Annotated in this window: 20 protein-coding genes; 8 read left to right on the plus strand and 12 right to left on the minus strand. The window is 62.5% G+C overall.

All coding sequences use genetic code 11. The features are described from left to right. From ccoO to E2I15_RS30830, 6 genes are all read right to left on the minus strand, one after another. On the minus strand, positions 1-721 hold a 721-nt coding region (gene ccoO / locus E2I15_RS30805), incomplete at its 3' end, for a cytochrome-c oxidase, cbb3-type subunit II (RefSeq protein WP_155262655.1). 8 nt (positions 722-729) lie between these two features. Beyond that, positions 730-2,352, minus strand: coding sequence for a cytochrome-c oxidase, cbb3-type subunit I (gene ccoN / locus E2I15_RS30810; protein WP_137481773.1), 1,623 nt, complete (start codon positions 2,350-2,352; stop codon positions 730-732). Positions 2,353-2,378: 26 nt separating this feature from the next. Next, complete coding sequence (locus E2I15_RS30815) at positions 2,379-2,876, minus strand: hypothetical protein (protein WP_155262656.1); 498 nt, start codon at positions 2,874-2,876, stop codon at positions 2,379-2,381. A gap of 114 nt (positions 2,877-2,990) precedes the next feature. Continuing rightward, entirely contained in the window at positions 2,991-3,218 is a 228-nt protein-coding gene (locus E2I15_RS30820) for a hypothetical protein (RefSeq protein ID WP_137481676.1), read from the minus strand. A gap of 220 nt (positions 3,219-3,438) precedes the next feature. Continuing rightward, complete coding sequence (locus E2I15_RS30825; protein ID WP_137481678.1) at positions 3,439-3,645, minus strand: hypothetical protein; 207 nt, start codon at positions 3,643-3,645, stop codon at positions 3,439-3,441. Then, positions 3,642-4,391 carry a CBS domain-containing protein gene (locus tag E2I15_RS30830; RefSeq protein ID WP_137481680.1) on the minus strand — a complete coding sequence of 250 codons (750 nt, stop codon included), beginning with the start codon at positions 4,389-4,391 and terminating at the stop codon, positions 3,642-3,644. The genes E2I15_RS30825 and E2I15_RS30830 overlap by 4 nt, the downstream gene beginning before the upstream one ends. A gap of 145 nt (positions 4,392-4,536) precedes the next feature. On the opposite strand from E2I15_RS30830, the gene E2I15_RS38900 reads away from it, so the two are divergent. The 4 genes from E2I15_RS38900 to fixJ all read left to right on the plus strand — a co-directional run bounded on the left by E2I15_RS38900 (position 4,537) and on the right by fixJ (position 7,811). After that, a complete protein-coding gene (locus E2I15_RS38900) occupies positions 4,537-4,683 on the plus strand; it encodes a hypothetical protein (protein ID WP_170991679.1) in 147 nt (48 codons plus the stop codon). A 405-nt stretch (positions 4,684-5,088) separates the two neighbouring features. Beyond that, the gene (locus E2I15_RS30835) at positions 5,089-5,445 is read left to right on the plus strand and encodes a hypothetical protein (RefSeq protein WP_137481775.1); all 357 of its coding nucleotides are present in this window, start codon (positions 5,089-5,091) and stop codon (positions 5,443-5,445) included. 330 nt (positions 5,446-5,775) lie between these two features. Then, a complete protein-coding gene (locus tag E2I15_RS30840) occupies positions 5,776-7,206 on the plus strand; it encodes a PAS domain S-box protein (RefSeq protein WP_137481684.1) in 1,431 nt (476 codons plus the stop codon). Beyond that, on the plus strand, positions 7,203-7,811 hold the full coding sequence (fixJ, locus tag E2I15_RS30845; RefSeq protein WP_137481686.1) for a response regulator FixJ: 609 nt from the start codon (positions 7,203-7,205) through the stop codon (positions 7,809-7,811). Before E2I15_RS30840 ends, fixJ begins: the two co-directional genes overlap by 4 nt. A 2-nt stretch (positions 7,812-7,813) precedes the next feature. Here fixJ and E2I15_RS30850 read toward each other — a convergent pair whose 3' ends face one another. Then, positions 7,814-8,110, minus strand: a complete 297-nt coding sequence (locus E2I15_RS30850; RefSeq protein ID WP_155262657.1) for a hypothetical protein — start codon at positions 8,108-8,110, stop codon at positions 7,814-7,816. 458 nt (positions 8,111-8,568) lie between these two features. On the opposite strand from E2I15_RS30850, the gene E2I15_RS30855 reads away from it, so the two are divergent. From E2I15_RS30855 to E2I15_RS30865, 3 genes are all read left to right on the plus strand, one after another. Further along, positions 8,569-8,814, plus strand: coding sequence for a hypothetical protein (locus tag E2I15_RS30855; protein WP_137481688.1), 246 nt, complete (start codon positions 8,569-8,571; stop codon positions 8,812-8,814). A gap of 486 nt (positions 8,815-9,300) precedes the next feature. Further along, positions 9,301-11,709 (plus strand): phosphoketolase family protein, encoded by a 2,409-nt coding sequence (locus E2I15_RS30860; RefSeq protein ID WP_137481690.1) that lies wholly within the window; start codon positions 9,301-9,303, stop codon positions 11,707-11,709. A gap of 32 nt (positions 11,710-11,741) precedes the next feature. After that, positions 11,742-12,926, plus strand: coding sequence for an acetate/propionate family kinase (locus tag E2I15_RS30865; protein WP_137481692.1), 1,185 nt, complete (start codon positions 11,742-11,744; stop codon positions 12,924-12,926). Here the strand turns inward: E2I15_RS30865 and E2I15_RS30870 are convergent. The 3 genes from E2I15_RS30870 to E2I15_RS30880 are packed head-to-tail and all read right to left on the minus strand — an operon-like array spanning position 12,923 to position 15,901. After that, positions 12,923-14,032, minus strand: a complete 1,110-nt coding sequence (locus E2I15_RS30870; RefSeq protein WP_137481694.1) for an ABC-type transport auxiliary lipoprotein family protein — start codon at positions 14,030-14,032, stop codon at positions 12,923-12,925. The genes E2I15_RS30865 and E2I15_RS30870 overlap by 4 nt on opposite strands. Before the next feature lie 16 nt (positions 14,033-14,048). Continuing rightward, positions 14,049-14,786, minus strand: coding sequence for an ABC transporter ATP-binding protein (locus E2I15_RS30875; protein WP_137481696.1), 738 nt, complete (start codon positions 14,784-14,786; stop codon positions 14,049-14,051). A gap of 2 nt (positions 14,787-14,788) precedes the next feature. Then, complete coding sequence (locus E2I15_RS30880) at positions 14,789-15,901, minus strand: MlaE family ABC transporter permease (protein ID WP_422109870.1); 1,113 nt, start codon at positions 15,899-15,901, stop codon at positions 14,789-14,791. Positions 15,902-15,994: 93 nt separating this feature from the next. Between E2I15_RS30880 and E2I15_RS30885 the strand changes: the two genes are divergently transcribed. Beyond that, complete coding sequence (locus E2I15_RS30885; RefSeq protein WP_422109871.1) at positions 15,995-16,492, plus strand: hypothetical protein; 498 nt, start codon at positions 15,995-15,997, stop codon at positions 16,490-16,492. On the opposite strand, the gene E2I15_RS30890 is transcribed toward E2I15_RS30885, so the two are convergent. Next, positions 16,479-19,232: a bifunctional acetate--CoA ligase family protein/GNAT family N-acetyltransferase gene (locus E2I15_RS30890; protein WP_155262658.1), complete on the minus strand. Its 2,754-nt coding sequence runs from the start codon at positions 19,230-19,232 to the stop codon at positions 16,479-16,481. The two genes, E2I15_RS30885 and E2I15_RS30890, sit on opposite strands and share 14 nt — an antisense overlap. Beyond that, positions 19,214-19,690: a CBS domain-containing protein gene (locus E2I15_RS30895; protein WP_137481700.1), complete on the minus strand. Its 477-nt coding sequence runs from the start codon at positions 19,688-19,690 to the stop codon at positions 19,214-19,216. The genes E2I15_RS30890 and E2I15_RS30895 overlap by 19 nt, the downstream gene beginning before the upstream one ends. Between the last annotated feature and the right edge of the window lie 32 nt (positions 19,691-19,722).

Here is a 19,722-nt window from a genome sequence, read left to right on the forward strand (position 1 = left end):
CTTTTTCGTTGTAGAGCTTGAAGTCGACGAGCGTGCCGAGCATCTGCAAATAGGCGATCAGCGCGTCGAGCTCGGTCGGACTGCCGGCCTTGCCGTCGAAGTTGCGAAGCACCGCCTTCGGATAGCGCTTCTGGAACGCATCGGAGCCAGGGCTGTCGGGATCGACTTGCGCCTTGAGATCGGCGGCCGCGTTGGCGATCTGCTCATCGGTATAGGGCACCCCGACGGCGCGGCTGGTCCGCAGATGAGCGGCAGCGTCGGACGGATCGAGTTCCGTCTTCGCGAGCGATGGGTACCCGGGCATCACCGACTGCGGAACGATCGAGCGCGGATTGATCAGGTGCGTGACGTGCCAGTCGTCGGAGTACTTGCCGCCGACCCGAGCAAGATCCGGTCCCGTGCGCTTGGAGCCCCACTGGAATGGATGATCGTACATGCTCTCGGCCGCGAGCGAATAGTGGCCATAGCGCTCGACCTCGTCGCGCAGCGGGCGGATCATCTGCGAATGACAGAGATAGCAGCCCTCGCGGACATAGATGTTGCGGCCGGCGAGTTCGAGCGGCGTATAGGGCCGCACGCCGTCGACCGCCTCGATTGTGCTCTTCAGATAGAACAGCGGCGTGATCTCGACCAGCCCGCCGATCGCAATGACGACAAGAATGCCGATCATCAGGATGATCGAGTTCTTCTCAAAGATCTTGTGTCGATTCCAGAGAGACATGTCGTGACCTATTCGGCAAGCTGGAGAGCACTTGCGCCCTCAGTTTCGCTGGCTCGGCCGGCATTGACCGTCATCCAGAGATTGAAGGCCATGATCAGAGCGCCGACCAGGAACAGCGCGCCGCCGGCCGCGCGGATGATGTAGAAGGGATGCATGGCCTCGACGGACTCGATGAAGGAGTATTCGAGGAATCCGAGCGAGGTGTAGGCGCGCCACATCAGGCCCTGCAGGATTCCCGATACCCACATTGCGGAGATGTAGAGCACGATGCCGATGGTCGAGATCCAGAAGTGCCAGTTGACCAGCTTCAGGCTGTAAAGCTGGCGATTCCAGAGCCATGGGACGAGGCAGTACAGCGCGCCGAACGACACGAAGCCGACCCAGCCCAATGCGCCGGAATGCACATGGCCGATGGTCCAGTCGGTGTAGTGGCTCAGCGAATTGACCACCTTGATCGACATCATCGGACCTTCGAAGGTCGACATGCCGTAAAACGCGACCGACACCACCATCATGCGCAGCACGGGATCGGTGCGCAGCTTGTCCCAGGCGCCCGACAGCGTCATCAAGCCGTTGATCATGCCGCCCCAGGACGGCATCCAGAGCATGATCGAGAATGTCATGCCGAGCGTCTGCGCCCAGTCGGGCAGCGCCGTGTAGTGCAGATGATGCGGGCCGGCCCAGATGTAGAGGAAGATCAGCGCCCAGAAATGGATGATCGAAAGCCGGTATGAATAGACCGGACGCTCCGCCCGCTTCGGAATGAAATAGTACATGATCGCCAGGAAGCCGGCGGTCAGGAAGAACCCGACCGCGTTGTGGCCGTACCACCACTGGAACATCGCATCCTGCACACCGCCCCAGGCGATGTAGGACTTCGAGCCGAGGAAGGATACCGGCAGCGCGGGATTGTTGCCGAGATGCAGCACCGCGATCGTGATGATGAACGCCAGGTAGAACCAGTTGGCGACGAAGATATGCGGCTCCTTGCGCTTCACCAGCGTCATCAGGAACACGAGCAGATACGTCACCCAGACGATCGTCAGCCAGAAGTCGGCGTACCATTCCGGCTCGGCGTATTCCTTCGACTGGGTCACACCGAGCAGGTAGCCAGTGCCGGCGATCAGGATGAAGAAATTGTAGCCGACCACGACGAACCAGGGCGACAGGTCGCCTGCAAGGCGAGTGCGGCAGGTCTTTTGCACGACATAGAACGATGTTGCGATCAGGACGTTGCCGCCGAACGCGAAGATCACGGCCGACGTATGCAGCGGCCGCAGGCGGCCGAATGTCGTCCAGGGCAGATCGAAATTAAGTGTCGGCCAGGCCAGCTGCATGGCGATGATCAGGCCCACAGTGAAACCCGCGATGCCCCAGAACATCGCCATGGCGGACGCGAACTTGATCGGGCCTAGGTTGTAATTGGGACGCCCGCCGACCTCCGCTGGAGGCAGTTGGGCCGGACGGTCAAGGTAGCGATTGCCGATCATGACCACGGAGATCAGGCTGGCTGCGCAAGCAAGCGACGCATGAAAACTGAACGCCGCATCGTGCCCCATCGCCGCACCCAGAAAGCTAACGAAGGCAAAAACTGCGAGTGCCGACACCAAGCCGGCTTCGCCCATCGTCATCGACTTTGAAGCGGAGGATGAACCTGTCATGTGGAGGCTTTCTTTGAGTGCGATGACGTCAAGGAAATCACAGTCTCGCTGCCAGCTGCTTGATCGGTATCAATTCCGGTGCCATGCCGCGCGCCGCTAGCGCCGCGGCTCAGCGCGGTCAGGGTCATTTCGTTCGGACAATATTTTGCCGGGCTGGCTCGCCGCTCCCGCGCGAGATCCTCGGCGCAACGTGCCTTCTCACGACATAGACCGCACACTCGCTGCAGATCACGCAACACATCGCAATGGGAAGAAGCTAGCATCTGCTCGGACAAGCCTGCATGTTCGAGACGCTTGCTGAGCAGCTCCGGCAAGCCTTGCTCGCGGGCAAGCGCACGAAGGTCCGGCGTCGAGAGATTGAGATCGTGAGCGATCTCGTCGACCTCCCTGGCGGTCAACAGATCGAACTCGTGTCGACGCGCAAGAAAGACCCGCAAGCGGGCGAGAAGACTCTCGAATTGCGGCGAGCTGTTGCCTTCTGATCGGTCGGTCATTTCTTCTAGCCCCATCTTGGCTCTCGACCTCTAGCGGAAGGACCCGATCTCCGATTTGATCTTGGTCAAACGCGCGATGTCTCGGCAATCGATCGCGACCGCCGCGCAAGATCATTAGCCACCCCAGGCTGATGGCAATGGCGGCGGCGTTCGAAGCTCCATGGAGTCGGCAAAGATCGTCCAGTCGCGGACACCCTTCTGTCTGCAAAAGTCGGCTTCGGCCAGCTGTGCGGCCGCAGAAAGTGAGACAGCGTCGACCTTGAACGCTGCCTGGCAGGCGCGATGTTCATGGCCGGTATCGTCGCAAACGGTTTTGATGAAACGAACGTCAAATGATGTCATGGCACCCTCGCATGGGCTGATTCCTTGCTCATGCTGCCATTGGTGCGAGACGCCCGTATTGATCTGTCGCAACGGCATGCTCCGAGGGGCGGCTGTCTTGTTGCGGAGGATACCCGGGGCGGCCAACCCCTTGGACGACCGCGACCGCAACCACGGGTGACGCGTTTCCCGCGACGTCCGGGTCTCATCATCCGGAACTGAGACCAGATCGGACGAGGTGCTACTTGCGGTGAGATGTCCAGTCCGGGGATGACGGCCGGACCGCCGGTATTGACGTCGCCTTGCCGCGGACGGTCCATCCGGCGGCGATCGCAAAGCCCACGATCGCACAGATCACCAGCAGCGTTGCGCTAAATCCGACGACTTCGGCGCTGACCACCGCGGTCGCCAGCAACGGGATCAGAATGATTGCGGGGCGAACGATCATCCTGCCGTCTCCTTTGCTGCTTTCCCTTCAGCTGCCCGTTCGTCTTCGGCGGATTGGATATAGTAGCCGGAATAAGTATCTACGTAGCACAGATGATCGTGCACTTCCTTTACGCCGGCGACATTCTCCGCGGCGACAATTGCCGCCTGCCTAGCCCGCTCGTCCATGATGATCCCCCGGAGGTGCACCACGCCGTTGCGCACCGAGACTTGCAGCCCGAGCGGACACCAATTTGCACCGTCGATTGCCCGCACGATGCGATTGTGGATGTGCTCGTCATCCGCCGTGGGATCCGGAACCTGGTGCGCGATGGACGCGACCGCCCGCAGCAGATCCGCGCGCGTCACGAGGCCAACGAGCCGCCCCTCGCGCATCACAGGCAGCCGTTTGACGCCGGTCTTCTCCATGAGATCGACCAGATCAGGCAGGGGCGCTTCTTCCGTCACGGTAACGGGATCACACGACATGATCTCCCCGACCTTCCGCCCGCGCTCGTGGACAAAGTCCGCGGCTGCATAACCGGAGCCGAGAAGGAACTGAAGCCAGCGGCCACGCCGGCGTTGCGTGCCGATCTCGCTTCGCCGCAAGAAGTCGCTCTCCGACAGGATGCCGACCAGTCTTCCAGACGGATCGACCACCGGCAGGCCGCTGATATGGTGATCCATCATCAGCTTGGCGGCATCGAGAATGGAGGTCTCGGTTCCAACAGTGACGACATGTCTCGCCATGATCTGATGCGCGCGCATCGCCATTCTCCTTTTCAGGACTCACCGCAAGCTCACACAAGATCGGCCCATTCGTCTTGATCTCCCTCAATGCCTCCTTTGACGGGAATCAAGGCGCCACGCCCGATGATCGAAGACGTTGGCAGTTAGTCGGGAGAACAAGCTCATGTTGCAGAACCTGCTCGCCTCGATCGGAGCGCTCGCGATCGCTGTCGTGGCCATCGTCCGGATGATCTTGCAGGCAAAGCGGCCTTCGCTTAGCCAACAGGCCAAGCCAAGCCCTGTCCAGTTCCATCGCCGCCGCCCGTTCTAGGCTGTCGGCGCCGCCTCGACCGTTCACCCGGAATTTTGACGTACGTCAATGCGGCACGACGCGTGCCGCAGGATGATGTTGTTCCGTCAGGATTGTGCAAATGGCAGACCGAAGGGCTTGGCGCCCCATTATCTTTTCATGCCCGACTACCGGTAATCGCGTCCAAACTCTGCTTCCCGGTGAGGCGTCCGAATCTCAGGCTGACGATCTGCATTCGATCCGCTGCGCAGCCTGTGATGGCGTCCACTTCATCAACCTGCGAACCGACGCAGTCGTCGATCCCAAGCGCAGCTAGGTTGGTCGCTAGGACCGGCGCGGGCCGGAAGCTGTCGAGTTGACGCATATCAACACGCAAGCGACGCCCATATGGGAAGCAAGGGCCTCCCCCAACGAAGGATTTTGAGCATGACAGAGCGAAACGAAGTCCGACCCGTCTCCGATGCCATTCAGAGCTACGCGAAGCGGGCGATGGCCGTCCAGTCGGAATTCTCGGAAAAACTGATCGAGGCGAATCAGCACTGGTTCGAGCAGATCCAGATCGAATCGAACGAGGCTTGGGAGCTCTTCCGCAGGTTCAATTCCACCGCCTCGGTCGCCGAGAAGATCACGGCTCTGCAGGACTGGGCCAAGGGCGTTACCGCGCGCAGCGCGAACGACGCGACGTACGCCATCGAGACCGCGCGTTCGCTGGGCACGATCGAGCTGAACCTCTTTGCACGAAAGACCAGCGGTGTCGACGAGGCTACTCAGAAGGCGGCCTGACGTGCCAACACGCGACACTCCAGAGCGCCCAGATGCCGGCGTCAGCGAGACATGGGAGGGGGTCGCGACGGCCCCCTTCAATCGGGACCTCGAACTCGCCGTGATCGAGGGTAACGCGATTCATAAGCTCGTTTTTCCGTGTCGCCGCATTCATGGCGGCTGGGCGAAGGCGGGGACCGCCGAACGCATCTTGGTGCAGCCCACACATTGGCGCGCTTGGGCCAAATAGGCCTGTCCTCGCCGCCTCAACCGGCCCATACCGAGCGGCCGTTGGCTTCAACCGTCCGAACGTTGTAGTATGGAACAAATTGAGGACTTTGCCGGGGGAATATGTCCGACCGCATCTGGTACCGCTATGGCACTGCCGCGGCAGCGGCCGCGCTCGTGTTCGCGGTGCGCGCCGGGCTTGATAACTATTTCGAGGACCGGACTTTCACGATCATCTTTGTCCCGGCCGTGCTGTTTGCCGCGTTCGCCGGCGGTCGTGGTCCGGCGATCGTCACCACAGTGCTCTGCCTTGTCATCAGCGCCAAGTTCCTCGGCAGGAGCCTGGTCACTGAACCTGCGAATTTGATCGATATCGCTTGCTTCGCTGTTCTCGGACCGATCCTTGGCTTTATGGGCGACCGGCTACTGAAAGAGAGCGATCAGGCACGTAATCGCCAGGCCCATCTGCAATCGATCCTCGACACGGTCCCTGATGCCATGATCGTGATCGACGACCACGGTATCATTCGCTCCTTCAGTGCGGCAGCCGAGCGCCTGTTTGGCTGGAAAGCGGACCAGGTCGTCGGAAAGAACGTTTCGGGCCTGATGCCCCAGCCGTACCGCGGCGAGCACGACCGGTATCTCGAGCGTTACCTTACGACCGGCGAGCGCCGCATCATCGGCATCGGCCGCATCGTTGTCGGAGAACGAAGCGATGGCTCGACGTTTCCAATGGAACTCGCCGTCGGCGAAGCCAAGGTACGCGGAGAGCGCTTCTTCACCGGCTTTATCCGCGATCTCACCGAGCGCCGTGCGCAGGAACGGCGGCTCCAGGAGCTGCAATCCGAACTGGTCCACGTCTCGCGATTGACCGCCATGGGTGAGATGGCGTCCTCAATCGCGCATGAGATCAACCAGCCGCTGTCAGCCATCACCAACTACATGCGCGGCGCGAGGGCGCTGCTGGCGTCGGGCACACCGGATGCCACCCGCATTCAGGATGCACTCGAGCGGGCCGGCCAGCAAGCGCTCCGTGCCGGCGACATAATCAAGCGTCTGCGCGAATTTGTCGCCAAGGGCGAGACCCAACACTCGCTGGAGAGCCCGGCCACCCTGCTCGAAGAAGCCGTCGCACTAGCACTGCTTGGCGCCAAGGAGCAAGGCGTCCGGGTAGCGATCCGCAGCGACCGGGACATGCCCCCGATCATCGTCGACAAAATCCAGATTCAGCAGGTCGTGCTCAACCTGGTTCGCAACGCGATCGAGGCGATGGCCTCGGGCCCGCGCCGCGAATTGACCGTCGGCGTCACCAAGACTAACGGTGTTGCGACGTTCACTATCGCCGATACTGGCCCGGGCATCAGCCCCGATATCGCCGATCGCTTATTTCAGCCCTTTATCACGACCAAGGAGCATGGCATGGGCGTCGGCCTTTCGATCTGCCGGACCATCATTGAATCCCATGGCGGACGCATCGATGTGATACCAAACGCTGGCGGCGGCACCGTTTTTCAGTTCATCCTCCCGTTCGCGGAGGACGGAGAGGAAGCATGACAACGCGACGTACAATTCTCGTGATCGACGATGACCCAGCGATGCGGGACTCGTTGGCTTTCCTGCTCGACGTCAACGGCTTTGCCGTAACCACCTATGAGACGGCAACCGATTTTCTCGATCAGCTCAAGAGCAGCACGGTCGACTGCATTGTATCTGATATCCGTATGCCCGGCATGAGCGGCCTCGAATTGGTCCGCAAACTCAAGGACGACGCGGTCGCATGCCCGGTCATTCTGATGACTGGCCATGGAGACGTCGCACTCGCGGTCGAGGCGATGAAGGCAGGCGCGGTTGACTTCATCGAAAAACCGTTCGAGGACGAGGCGCTCTTGCGTGCAATCAGCGAAGCCTTGCAAACACAGTCGGCGGCCCCCGCCGACGGTACGGTCAAGCGCGAGGCCGAGGCTCGCCTGGTGGATCTCTCGCCGCGCGAACGTGACGTTCTGCGAGGGCTCGTGGCGGGCAAGATCAACAAGGTGATCGCCCACGACCTTGGCATCAGCCCACGAACAGTCGAGGTCTACCGGGCTAACTTGATGGCCAAGACCAATGTGCGCAGCATGTCGGAATTGATGCGGATCGCGATCGCTGCCGGGCTCTAGCCTCAAGCTGCTGCCGAGCGCGCACGCTCGCTCGAGAGCACCGAAACCAACTCTTGCTCGATTTCCGCCGACGGATTCAGGTTGATCAACACCGAGCCGCGATCCATACACCTCACGACACCGCCAAGCCGGAATGAGAGCCCATCAATCGTCAGTTCGACGAGTTCGCCTACCGCTGCATACTCGACCGACTGCCTCCATCGACACATCGCGGGTCTCGATACGCTTGGTCTCCCCGCGCCAGACCAAGGTGCCGGATCGTCGAAGCGCGACGCGCGACGAACGCCGGCGATCGACATCGCGCAGCTCGGCCACATTCTCCGCGATTGCCGTCGATCCGTCGTGCATTTCCGACGCCCGTCGGCCAGTTTCAACCGCTTCGGCCGATACCAGCTTCGTCCTGGCCTTTCCGGCCGGACATACCTCAACCAGACCGCCGATCTGAAGCAGTTGCCAGTTCGAGCATCAACAGCACTTGGCGGATGGAATGGCGAATATCCACCCCTGACACCAACCTGTTCGTGGTCAGCCCGACGCGATGCCGGAAAGTGCACGAGGTTTCCCATCACCATGAGCAGTCATATTCGAGCGAAGGAAGCTCAAATTGCGAGCAAACTCCCTTTCGAGCCAATCAACAGCAACGAAATGCGCCATTCCGCCTTGATCCGGATCAAGCGAAATGGGCCGAGGGAGATCAAGATAGCCTTCCGAACCATCATTTTCTGGGTGAAGTCGACCGAACGAGAAAGGGCCATCGATGGACGAGATCGCGCACTTCATTGCCCTGCCGTACGACCGGACCGGTGGCGAACTCGTCCCGGGCCAGCAGGCCAAATGCGCCAGCCCAGCCGCGGCGATTGAGCACGCCAAGCACTTATGGAAGACGTTCGGCCACGCTGGTGCTGCGGCAGTCGTCCGTACCGGCCATCCGGGGACGAGAACGACCGTGCTGAGGACATATGGCATGGTACCAAACGACTTGGAGCAGGAACCGTCGTCCTGATTCTCGGTAAGGACGACTCTGCGATTCACTGCGCTAGCTCAAATCGTCGCCCGGCGCGGCATGGTTCAATGTAACCATTCTCCCTGAGGTTGTCTTGATATCCAATGCTCGGCTTTTGCCGGGCATCTTTTGTCTCGCCGCATGACGCTAAGAAGTTGGCCGGACAGCCGGGAGACAACGCGTATTGCTCACGGGCGCGCGACGTCACTCCGGGTCAACGCGCGGCCTCCAGAGATGGCCCTGAGATAACCGCCGCCGGAACTCCTGGGAGCGCGAGCAAGCCTTGCCTCGAAGGAGCCGGTTCCACTTTCGAACCTTCCTTCCCTGGACGCCAGGATTGGATAGACGTTGGCAGCAACGTTGCCGTTTCGGCTTGAATTGGAGTGCATCTTTGAGCTGGCTCAAGCCATTCCCGTCATATTCGCCCTCTAACGTGGAACCGATAGCGGCGTCCGAGGTCATCTTTGAATCCCGGGAGAGCGACATATGCAATCTGCGACCACTCCAAACGAGCAAGCGCGGGCGGACGATCTTGTGCTGCTCGACCGCTATTGGCGAGCCGCCAATTATCTTTCCGTCGGACAAATCTACCTGCTCGCGAATCCGCTTCTGAGAGAGCCACTGAAGCCGGAGCACATCAAGCCGCGCCTGCTCGGGCATTGGGGCACCACGCCGGGGCTCAACTTCATCTATGCCCACCTCAATCGTGCAATCCGCACTTCCGATCTCAACGTCATCTATATCTGCGGTCCCGGCCATGGCGGCCCCGGCATGGTCGCGAACACCTATCTCGAAGGCACCTACACGGAGCTCTATCCGGAGGTGACGCGCGACTTGGACGGCTTGCGCAAGCTGTTCCGTCAATTCTCCTTCCCCGGCGGCATTCCAAGCCACGCCGCGCCGGAAACACCCGGCTCGATCCACGAAGGCGGTGAACTCGGCTATGCGCTGGTTCACGCATATGGCGCGGCGTTCGACAACCCCGATTTGATCGCCGTTTGCGTCGTCGGCGACGGCGAGGCGGAGACCGGCCCGCTCGCGGCCTCCTGGCATTCCAACAAGTTCTTGAACCCGAAGCATGACGGCGCAGTGCTGCCAATCCTGCACCTCAATGGCTACAAGATTGCCAATCCCACCGTGCTGGGGCGAATGGATGACGAGGAAGTCCGTAGCCTCTTCGCTGGCTACGGCTACGAGCCGCTATTCGTCGAAGGCGACGATCCGCACGCCATGCATCGCTTGATGGCCGACACGCTCGACACCGCGCTCGGCAGCATCCGCTCTATCCAGCAGGCTGCGCGCCAGCAGACCGGCGGCCTCAAGCGGCCGCGATGGCCGATGATCGTGCTGCGCAGCCCGAAGGGCTGGACGGGACCGAAGGAAGTCGACGGGTTGAAGGTCGAAGGCTTCTGGCGCGCGCATCAGGTGCCGATCGCCAACCCCCGCGGCAACGCCGAGCATCTGAAATTGCTCGAGCATTGGATGAGGAGCTACGAGCCAGAAAGCCTGTTCGATGCAAACGGGCGGCTCGTAGCTGAATTGCAAACCCTTGCGCCCGCAGGCGCCCGTCGTATGGGTGCCAACCCGCACGCGAATGGCGGCCTCCTGAAGCGTGAGCTGAAGCTGCCGGATTTCCGTGCGTATGCGGTCGAGGTCGGCGCTCCGGGCAACACCGTCGCCGAAGCGACGCGAGAACTCGGCAAGTTCTTGCGCGAGGTCGTGGAGCTGAATGCGGAGGCCCGCATTTTCCGCATCATGGGTCCGGACGAAACCGCGTCCAACCGGCTCGACGCGGTATTCGAGGCTACCGACCGGGTCTGGATGGAAGGCATCGAGCCTTACGACGTCCACCTCGCCCATGACGGCCGCGTGATGGAAGTCCTGAGCGAGCATCTTTGCCAGGGCTGGCTCGAAGGCTACTTGCTCACGGGCCGGCACGGCTTCTTTTCCTGCTATGAAGCCTTCATCCACATCGTGGATTCAATGTTCAACCAGCACGCCAAATGGCTGAAGGTCTCGCGTGCGCTGCCCTGGCGGCGACCGATCGCGTCGCTGAACTATCTCCTCACCTCGCATGTGTGGCGTCAGGACCACAACGGATTCAGTCATCAGGATCCCGGCTTCGTCGATCTCGTCACTAACAAGAAGGCCGACATCGTCCGCGTCTACTTTCCGCCCGATGCCAACACCCTGCTCTGGGTCGGCGATCACTGCTTGCGTACCTATGATCGCATCAATGTGATCGTGGCGGGAAAGCAGCCTGCCCCGCAATGGCTTTCGATGCGTGCGGCAATCACCCATTGCGAAGCCGGCATCGGGATATGGGATTGGGCGGGCACCGAGCCCCCCAACGCTGAGCCGGACGTGGTGATGGCCTGCGCCGGCGACGTTCCGACGCTGGAGACGCTCGCCGCCGTCGACCTGCTCCGCAAGGCGCTGCCGGAACTGAAGATCCGCGTCGTCAACGTGGTTGACCTGATGACGCTGCAGCCGATGGAGCAGCATCCGCACGGCCTGTCCGACCGCGACTTCGACAGCCTGTTCACGCGCGACAAGCCTGTCGTCTTCGCCTATCACGGCTATCCCTATCTGATCCATCGCCTGACCTACCGCCGCACCAATCACGACGGAATGCACGTGCGGGGCTTCGCGGAGGAGGGCACCACCACGACCCCGTTTGACATGGTGGTGTTGAATGGCCTCGACCGCTTCCATCTCGCCATCGAGGCAATCGAGCGCGTGCCGGGGCTCGACATCGCGGCAGCCCACGTCAAGCAGCGATTCCGTGACGCGCTGACCGAGCACACCCGCTACGTGCGCGAGCATGGCGAGGACATGCCACAGATCCGTGACTGGGTCTGGCCCCTACGGTACGACAGACCACAAATCCGTTGACTGAGGCAGCGAACGCGCGAGAGAGACGGTCTATGCCCGACAGCGTCCTGGTGCTCAACGCCGGTTCGTCCAGCGTCAAGTTCGGCCTGTTCGACATAACGCCAGCCGAGCCAAAGCTGCAATGCAGGGGCTTGCTCGATGAGCAGGAGAAAGTCCCGCGCATCGTGGTAAGCGATGCCTCAGGCAGGCAGCTGTTCGAGAAGCGTCGCACGAGCGGCACGCCGGAGGACAACGGTCTGTTCAACGACGTATTTGCCTGGATCGAGGACTATCTCGCCGGCGGCGGGCTCGCCGCCGTCGGCCATCGTATCGTCCATGGCGGGCGTGCTTTCTATCGGCCGGTCGTCATCACTGGGCAGACTATCGCCGCGCTGGAGGCGCTGACGCCGCTTGCGCCGCTGCACCAGCCGCGCTGCCTGGCGCCGGTCCGCGTCGTGCTGGCGCTGCGGCCGGAGCTGACACAGATCGCCTGCTTCGACACGGCCTTCCATCACGGCCTGGCGCCGCCGGCCAGCCGCTTTGCCATCCCGCGGCAGTTTGAGGAGCGCGGCATCCGCCGCTACGGCTTCCACGGCCTCTCCTTCGAATACGTCGCGAGCCAACTCGCCGCGATCGCGCCGCAATGGGCGGACAAGCGCGTCGTCGTGGCGCATCTCGGCAACGGCGCGAGTCTCTGTGCCTTGCAGAAGGGCAACAGCGTCGACACCACCATGGGATTGACCCCGCTCGACGGTCTCGTCATGGGGACTCGCTGTGGAACGATAGATCCCGGCGTGCTGCTTTATCTCATGCAGGAAGAAAAGATGTCGGTCGATGACGTACAACATTTGCTGTACGAAGGTTCGGGTCTGCTCGGCGTTTCAGGGGTGTCAGCCGACATGCGCGCCCTGCTGGCGAGCCACGAGCCTGCGGCCCGTGAAGCCGTCGATCTCTTCACATTTCGTGTTGCCGCAGAAGTCGCCGTGATGGCAAATACCCTTGCCGGCCTCGACGGCCTGGTGTTCACCGGCGGCATTGGCGAGCATGCCGCGGACGTCCGACAACGCGTTTGCGATCGCCTCTCCTGGCTCGGCGTCAGCATCGATACGACAGCAAATGTGCAAGGCGAACAACGCATTGCCGCGAAGGGCAGCCCGGTCGACGTACTGGTCATTCCGACCAATGAGGAAGTCAGTATTGCGCGACACTGCCGCAGCCTGCTGCGCAAGGGTCGCTAGTCCGTTGCCGAAACCCACATCACGAGCTCTCTTGCGAGATTGCCGAAAGCCCGATCGAATGCGGCTGCCGCCTCCGACGGTGTGAGCGAGTTAACTCCTTCGGATCCCTCGAGAAGCTTTGCGGCCTTTACCTGACCATTTCGATCCACGATCTTCGCGGAGAAGGAGATCGTGGCGCGCGGTTGGGCTCCCTGCACAATTTCGAACCGACGCAGGTCGATCAGCAGGCGCGGCGTACCCTCTACACCACTGTCGGCTCGCAGTGGCGCATGGTCGACGTCGTAATTCTCGAAGCTCTGCAGCAACCGCGCCTGCACCAGCACTGGGAGACTATCGCTCCATTGCGCACCTTCGAATCCCTGAGTTTCCTCATCCGGAGTGAACAGGAAGCGCTGGGTCTGCAAGCGTGCGATCGCGGTCGGCTCCGCCATGACCAGCTGCTCGGGCAGATTCGCATGGCGTCGCGCGCCGAAGCTGTCCACCGCATGAAGGTCGTACGCCACCTTGCGCGGTGCGGGCGCGCCGCCGCCGGTCATGCGTTCGAGTCCGGCCACGATTCCATCGAGCTTCGGCGTGTTGCGCGCGAGCCCGTCGGCGAACGTGCTGAGATTGTCGATCGTGCTGTGTAGCGGCGCGGCATTCTCGGACAGGACGGCATCGACCCGACGTAGTGCATCGCGGGCGGCCTGCGTCATGCTCCGCCCGGCGCCCTTTTCGGCCACCAGCGGTTCGCGCGCCGGCGGCGCCTGGGGATCATCGCCGCCTTCGAGCGCGATCACCGGAACACCGGTCAGTCCCTGGAAATCGAGGCCGACGCGCGTATCGCTATGCACCGGCGTACGTTCGGCGACTGCGATCGTGGCGTGAACCTCGCGCGGACGGTCCGCAACCAGTTCAAGCGCGGTCACTTCGCCGACGCGGATGCCATTGAAAAGGACGCCCGCCCCGACCAGCAACCCGGGCACCGGATCGGCGAAAACCAGCTGATATGTCTGCCGTTTCCCAATCCCCCCGACATTGTTCAGCCAGTAGACGAAGCCGAACACGGCGACGATCGCCGATAACACGAATGCACCAACGACGATATAGGGCGCGCGGATTTCCATATGCGTCTCTTTCTGCCTAGTTGCCGAGGCCCAGCTTCTGCGCCCGGGCGCCATGAAAGTAGGCCTGGACCCAAGGGTGATCGGACTTGAGCACCGATGACAGCCGGCCGATTGCGGCGATCCGGCCGTCGGCAAGCGCGGCGACGCGGTCGCAGATGGCCTGCAGACTGTTCAGGTCGTGCGTCACCATGAACACGGTAAAGCGCAGCGTCCGGTGTAGCGTTCGAATCAGGGCATCGAATTCGCCCGCAGCGATGGGATCGAGACCGGACGTTGGCTCATCGAGAAACAAGAGCGAGGGATCAAGTGCCAGTGCCCGCGCCAGCGCCACACGCTTGGTCATGCCGCCCGAAAGCTCGGACGGAAACTTGTCGCCGTCTTCGCGCGTCAAGCCAACCATCTCGAGCTTCGCATCCGCGACTTCGTCCAGCAGCCTTGGTGAAAGCCGCGCCTGCTCGCGCAACGGAAACTGAATGTTCTGCCGAGCCGTCAAGGCCGAGAACAGCGCTCCCTGCTGGAACAGGACACCCCGGTGGCGTTCGTTATCGCTGGCGCCCGCGAAATCGATCTCCCCGCTCCGCTTCGGCAGCAGGCCGACCAATGTCCGCATCAGTACCGACTTTCCGCCCCCGGACGCACCCACGAGGCCGAGAATTTCGCCGTCGTTCACGTCGAGGTCGAGGTGGTCGAGGACGATCTTCTGACCGAATCCGACCACGAGGTCGCGGATATGGATCGCTGGCGTGTCGGCCATGGTTACATCCCGATCGAGGCGAAGAAGACCGCGAACAACCCGTCGAGCACGATCACCAGGAAGATCGATTTCACGACGGACGCCGTCGTCTGCTGTCCGAGCGACTCCGCACTGCCCTTCACGCTCAATCCCTCCACGGCCGCTACCAGCCCGATCACGAGCGCCATGAATGGCGCCTTGATGATGCCGACCTCGAAATGAGTGACTGAAACCGCGTCGTGGAGGCGGGCGATGAAGATCGCCGGGCTCATGCCGCCATAGAGCCATGCGACGAGGCCACCGCCATAGAGCGCCGCGAGCGAGCCGAGAAAGGCAAGGATCGGCAGCGCCACCACCAGCGCCAGGATTCGCGGCAGGATCAGGACTGCGACGGGATCGAGCCCCATGGTGCTGAGCGCATCGATCTCCTCGCGCATCTTCATTGCACCGATCTCGGCCGTATAGGCGCTGCCGGATCGTCCGGCCACCATGATGGCCACGATCAGCACGCCAATCTCGCGCAGCACGAGGATGCCAACCATGTCCACGACATAGGATTCCGCGCCAAAGCGGCGGAAATGGAAGATGCCTTGCTGAGCAATAATGGCGCCGATCAGGAACGTGATCAGCACCATGATAGGCACCGCCTGCCAGCCCACCCGGCCGAGCTGATAGACGGTCGACGTCAATCGGAACGATCGCGGATGCCTGGAAATGCCAAGCAGCGCTGCGCTGAAGGCGCCTAGCATATGCAGGAATGCCGCCGAATCGGACGCCAGCCGCCTGCTGCCGCGGCCAAGCTGATCAAGCCTCTGCAGCACGGGGTTGACCGATCTGCGTTCGACGGGGCCGGAGCGGTTTAGCCCCCGCACCTCTTCCAGCAGGTCGCCGTACGGACCGTCGGCGCCGGTGAGCACTGCCCTGATTGCGCCGCCGCGGGCCAGCCTTTCAAGCAGCCAGGCGCCGACGGTGTCGAGCGCGGTGACACGCCGTACATCGATCGAGCCTATGTCGGCACGCGCAGCGTGCGCGCACAGCCGCTCCAGCGCCTCGACATTGGCAACGTTCCAGTCCCCACATGCGGTGAGCACGCGCGGATCAGCCGCATTCGCTGTCAGGGCCGGGGCATTGAGCAAGATTCTGACTCCAATTTGCAGCTCACCTTAGGGGCGCTTGAGCTGGCTGTGTTTGACCCAGCGCAATCGGCCTCACCGTGCCCCGGAATGCGCTTGACCGAGATCAACGGCTTGGCAAGCGACGGCCTTATGATTTCACAAATTGCCCGGCAGCCTCGGGTGTCCTTAAGGAGATTTCAGATGAATCGCGCCGCCTTCAAACCTTTGCAAAACACCGCGTTGCCGCACTCGTTCAGGCAGGTCCGGCTCGAGCGCGCCCGCGAGCACGATCACCCCGAGGGCACGTCCGCGATCGGCTATGTCATCGTCGCCCCGCTCGATATGGCATCGCGGATCGATGTCGAGACCTGGAGAGCCCATCGCGACGCGTGCCGCGTCGTCCGCCAGCGGCCGGGCGAAGACGATCAGCTCGGCCACCTCGTGCACGGACCGGCCGACAGCTGGCGCTTTCACTATGACGTTGCCGGCGCCACCGCCGATGAAGCCGGGTTTCATTTCGGCAGTGAGCCCTTTCGGGTCGGCGAATATGTCTCCGTCCATGAGGCGGACGGCATGCATCCTTACCGGGTCGTCGCCGTCACGCCGCTCTGACTGCACTGGGCCGGATCAGGATGTCGACGCCCAAGGCATCCACCACCGGAAGGGAGAGGTCGAGAACGACATTGACGATCCTGTGGTCGGTCGGCGCTGTGGCCGCCGTGAATCCGATCTCATGGCACATGCTCAACATGGTGCTGTTCTCGGCCAGCACTTCGCCAGACAGCCGCTTCAGCCCTTCGGACTTCGCATAACGGATCAGGAGCTGCATCAGCGCCCATCCAAGCCCTTTGCCCTTGAGATCAGACTGCAACAGGATAGCGTACTCGGCATTCTCATAGAGCGAGTCGGAATGAAGCTGGACCGCTCCAACCATGGCACCCGTAATTGGATCCAGCGCCGCAAAGGCCATCGCACGCGCGTAGTCGAGTTGGGTCAGCCGCGCAATGAACGTGTGCGAGAAGTTCTTCATTGCCTGAAAGAAGCGAAGCCTGAGATCCTCGGCGGTCACTCGCTTGAAGAAGCTCTCGACCATGGGCTCATCTTCCGGCCGCAACGGCCGCACCACGACCCGCGAGCCATCCCTTAGGGCAAGCTCGCCCTCCCACTGCGACGGGTAGGGCCGTACTGCGAGACGAGTCTGGCCGGCAAACAACCGCGCGGGCTTGCGGATTGCCACCCGCGCGTCGAGCGCCAGCACGCCGGTTTCGTCCGCCAGCAGCGGATTGATATCGAGCTCCGCAACTTCCGGAATATCGGCCGACATCTGCGCCAGCTTGACGAGGGTGAGCGCGACGACATCTTCCGGAACGGCGGGTACGTCGCGGTAGGCGGCAAGCAGCCGCGAGACCCGCGTGCGCCCGACGAGGTCGCGCGCCAGGTTCATGTCGAGGGGTGGCAGCGCCAACGCCTTGTCGTCGATCACCTCGACCGCGGTCCCGCCGCGGCCAAACACGATCACCGGACCGAAGGTCGGATCGTCGGCAATGCCAAGGATCAGCTCACGTGCCGCCCGCCGCTCGATCATCGGCTGGATCGTCACACCTTGCAGGGTGGCATCCGGACGCGCGGCACGAGCGCGCGCCAGCACTGTCCTGGCCGCCTGTAGGACGCTTTCGCAAGTACGCAGGCCGAGAATGACACCGCCGATATCCGACTTGTGCCTGATGTCGCGCGAGAGCAGCTTCACCGCCACGGCAAGCCCTCGCGCCAGGAAGGGCGATGCCTTGTCCACGGCATCGTCGGCATCACGGGCTACGACGGTTGGAACGATCGGAATATCGTAAGCCTCAAACAGCGCGACGATCTCGACCGGGTCGAGCCATTCCCGCCCCTCGGACATCGCGTTCGCGATCACGCGCCGCGCCGCCGGCGTCTGCGGCGTAAACGTCGAGGCGCTGCTGGGCGGCGTTGCGGCCAGCGCGATGGAGGCATCGCGGTATCTGACCAGATACATGAAGGCGCGCACGGCATCATCCTCGGTCGGGAAATGCGGAACTCGCGCCCGCTCGAAGGTCGCCGCGGTGCGAGCGTCGGCACCATCCCACGAGGCAAGCACCAGTGCGGCTACCTCGCTGTTCCTGGCTCGGCGGTCGCCAACACACCGCGTCACCGCTTCGGCGATCGCTTCGGTCGGCGCAACAGCCGTTTCCACGTTCATGACCAGCACGGCGTCGCTGTTGACATCCTCAAGCAGCGCACCGAGTGCGGCCACGTAGCGGGCAGCGTCGGCATCGCCGGAGATATCGACGGGGTTGGCGCGAGACCAGCCTTGCGGCAGAACCCGATCGAGCGCAGCAATCGTCTCCGTCGTCAGGCTTGCAGGAACGCCGCCGAGCTCAACGAGCCGGTCGGTCGCTAGGATGCCGAGCCCGCCGCCATTGGTCAGGATCGACAGACGGTTGCCGCGCGGAACGAAGCCGCGGCCAAGCAACTCGGCGCAGTCGAACAATTCCCGAAGATCATACACACGCAGCATGCCGGCCCGGCGGAACGCGGCATCATAAACGGCGTCCGAACCGGCAAGCGCTCCCGTATGGGTGGCTGCGGCCTTGGCACCTTGCGCCACCCGCCCCGCTTTCACGACAATCAGGGGCTTGAGCCGTGCCGCGGCGCGCGCGGCCGACATGAACTTGCGCGCATCCATGATGGCCTCGACGTAGAGCAGGATCGCGTTGGTGTGCTCGTCCTGCGCGAAATAGTCGAGCAGATCGGCGACATCGACGTCGAGTTGGTCTCCGATCGACACGATGCCCGAGAAGCCGAGCCGCCGCTCTGCCGCCCATTCGATCATCGCGGCAGCGACGGCCCCGGACTGCGAGATCAGGGCAAGACGCCCTTCGGCGGGCTGATGCGCGGCAAAGCTCGCATTGAGCTTCGCGCGCGGCACCATCACGCCGAGACAGTTCGGGCCGATCAGGCGCATGCCATGCCGGCGCGCCGTCTGCGCGACCGTCTCGGCTAGCGAGCCGGCGCCATGCCCGAGGCCGGCGGACAGGATCACCGCACCGGCGACACCGACCGCGGCAGCGTCCGAGATGATTCCGGGAATCGCGACCGCAGGCGCCGTGATCGCAACGAGGTCCGGAACGAATGGAAGTGACTTGATATTCGGGGACGCAATCTCGCCGTCGATCGCGGTGTAGTTCGGATTGACCACGGCGATGCGGCCGGAAAAACCACATGCCTTGAGGTTCATGAGCACCGCCAGGCCGAGCGACGACGGACGCGAGCTGCCGCCGACCAGCGCGACCGATCGAGGCGAAAGAACCCGATCTAAACCAAACGTAGACATCGGGCGGCCTCGCAAGGAACGAGCGGAGGCGCCTGCCGCTTCGTGCAGCGCGCCAAGGCCCGCATGACATCCTCGCGAGCGATAATCCCGACCAAGTGGTGATACTTGTCGATCACGGGCAGGCTCTTGAGCCGATGCGCGACCATCAGCTGCAGGACGCGCTGCAGATTTGTATCCGGCTCGACCGCGATCACATCGGACGACATGATCTCATCGACCGTCGTTCCCATGCGATCGTCGTAACGTGGCAGCATGTGGTCTATCGGACAGGCGAACACCTTCAGGGCGTCCAGCTTCGTGACGAACCCGACCACGACATCGTCGCGGAGCACGGGATAGGCGTCATAGTCGTCTTTCGCGAACAACCGGTACAAGTCGCCGACGGTCATTTCGGGAGCGACGCTTCGTACCGATCTCGTCATGTTGCTCGCAACGGTCTGCTGAAGAAACTCGTACATGGCTGATCCCCTCTGGATGGATGGTTATTTCG

Source organism: Bradyrhizobium sp. BR2003 (assembly GCF_009720285.1).
Taxonomy (GTDB): domain Bacteria; phylum Pseudomonadota; class Alphaproteobacteria; order Rhizobiales; family Xanthobacteraceae; genus Bradyrhizobium; species Bradyrhizobium elkanii.

Excerpts from the sequence above, each read along its gene's own strand:
- ccoN (WP_137481773.1), bottom strand. The coding sequence starts at position 2,352 with ATGACGATGGGCGAAGCCGGCTTGGTGTCGGCACTCGCAGTTTTTGCC.
- E2I15_RS30815 (WP_155262656.1), bottom strand. The coding sequence starts at position 2,876 with ATGACCGACCGATCAGAAGGCAACAGCTCGCCGCAATTCGAGAGTCTT.
- E2I15_RS30820 (WP_137481676.1), bottom strand. The coding sequence starts at position 3,218 with ATGACATCATTTGACGTTCGTTTCATCAAAACCGTTTGCGACGATACC.
- E2I15_RS30825 (WP_137481678.1), bottom strand. The coding sequence starts at position 3,645 with ATGATCGTTCGCCCCGCAATCATTCTGATCCCGTTGCTGGCGACCGCG.
- E2I15_RS30830 (WP_137481680.1), bottom strand. The coding sequence starts at position 4,391 with ATGCGCGCGCATCAGATCATGGCGAGACATGTCGTCACTGTTGGAACC.
- E2I15_RS38900 (WP_170991679.1), top strand. The coding sequence starts at position 4,537 with ATGTTGCAGAACCTGCTCGCCTCGATCGGAGCGCTCGCGATCGCTGTC.
- E2I15_RS30835 (WP_137481775.1), top strand. The coding sequence starts at position 5,089 with ATGACAGAGCGAAACGAAGTCCGACCCGTCTCCGATGCCATTCAGAGC.
- E2I15_RS30840 (WP_137481684.1), top strand. The coding sequence starts at position 5,776 with ATGTCCGACCGCATCTGGTACCGCTATGGCACTGCCGCGGCAGCGGCC.
- fixJ (WP_137481686.1), top strand. The coding sequence starts at position 7,203 with ATGACAACGCGACGTACAATTCTCGTGATCGACGATGACCCAGCGATG.
- E2I15_RS30850 (WP_155262657.1), bottom strand. The coding sequence starts at position 8,110 with ATGTCGATCGCCGGCGTTCGTCGCGCGTCGCGCTTCGACGATCCGGCA.
- E2I15_RS30855 (WP_137481688.1), top strand. The coding sequence starts at position 8,569 with ATGGACGAGATCGCGCACTTCATTGCCCTGCCGTACGACCGGACCGGT.
- E2I15_RS30860 (WP_137481690.1), top strand. The coding sequence starts at position 9,301 with ATGCAATCTGCGACCACTCCAAACGAGCAAGCGCGGGCGGACGATCTT.
- E2I15_RS30865 (WP_137481692.1), top strand. The coding sequence starts at position 11,742 with ATGCCCGACAGCGTCCTGGTGCTCAACGCCGGTTCGTCCAGCGTCAAG.
- E2I15_RS30870 (WP_137481694.1), bottom strand. The coding sequence starts at position 14,032 with ATGGAAATCCGCGCGCCCTATATCGTCGTTGGTGCATTCGTGTTATCG.
- E2I15_RS30875 (WP_137481696.1), bottom strand. The coding sequence starts at position 14,786 with ATGGCCGACACGCCAGCGATCCATATCCGCGACCTCGTGGTCGGATTC.
- E2I15_RS30890 (WP_155262658.1), bottom strand. The coding sequence starts at position 19,232 with ATGTCTACGTTTGGTTTAGATCGGGTTCTTTCGCCTCGATCGGTCGCG.
- E2I15_RS30895 (WP_137481700.1), bottom strand. The coding sequence starts at position 19,690 with ATGTACGAGTTTCTTCAGCAGACCGTTGCGAGCAACATGACGAGATCG.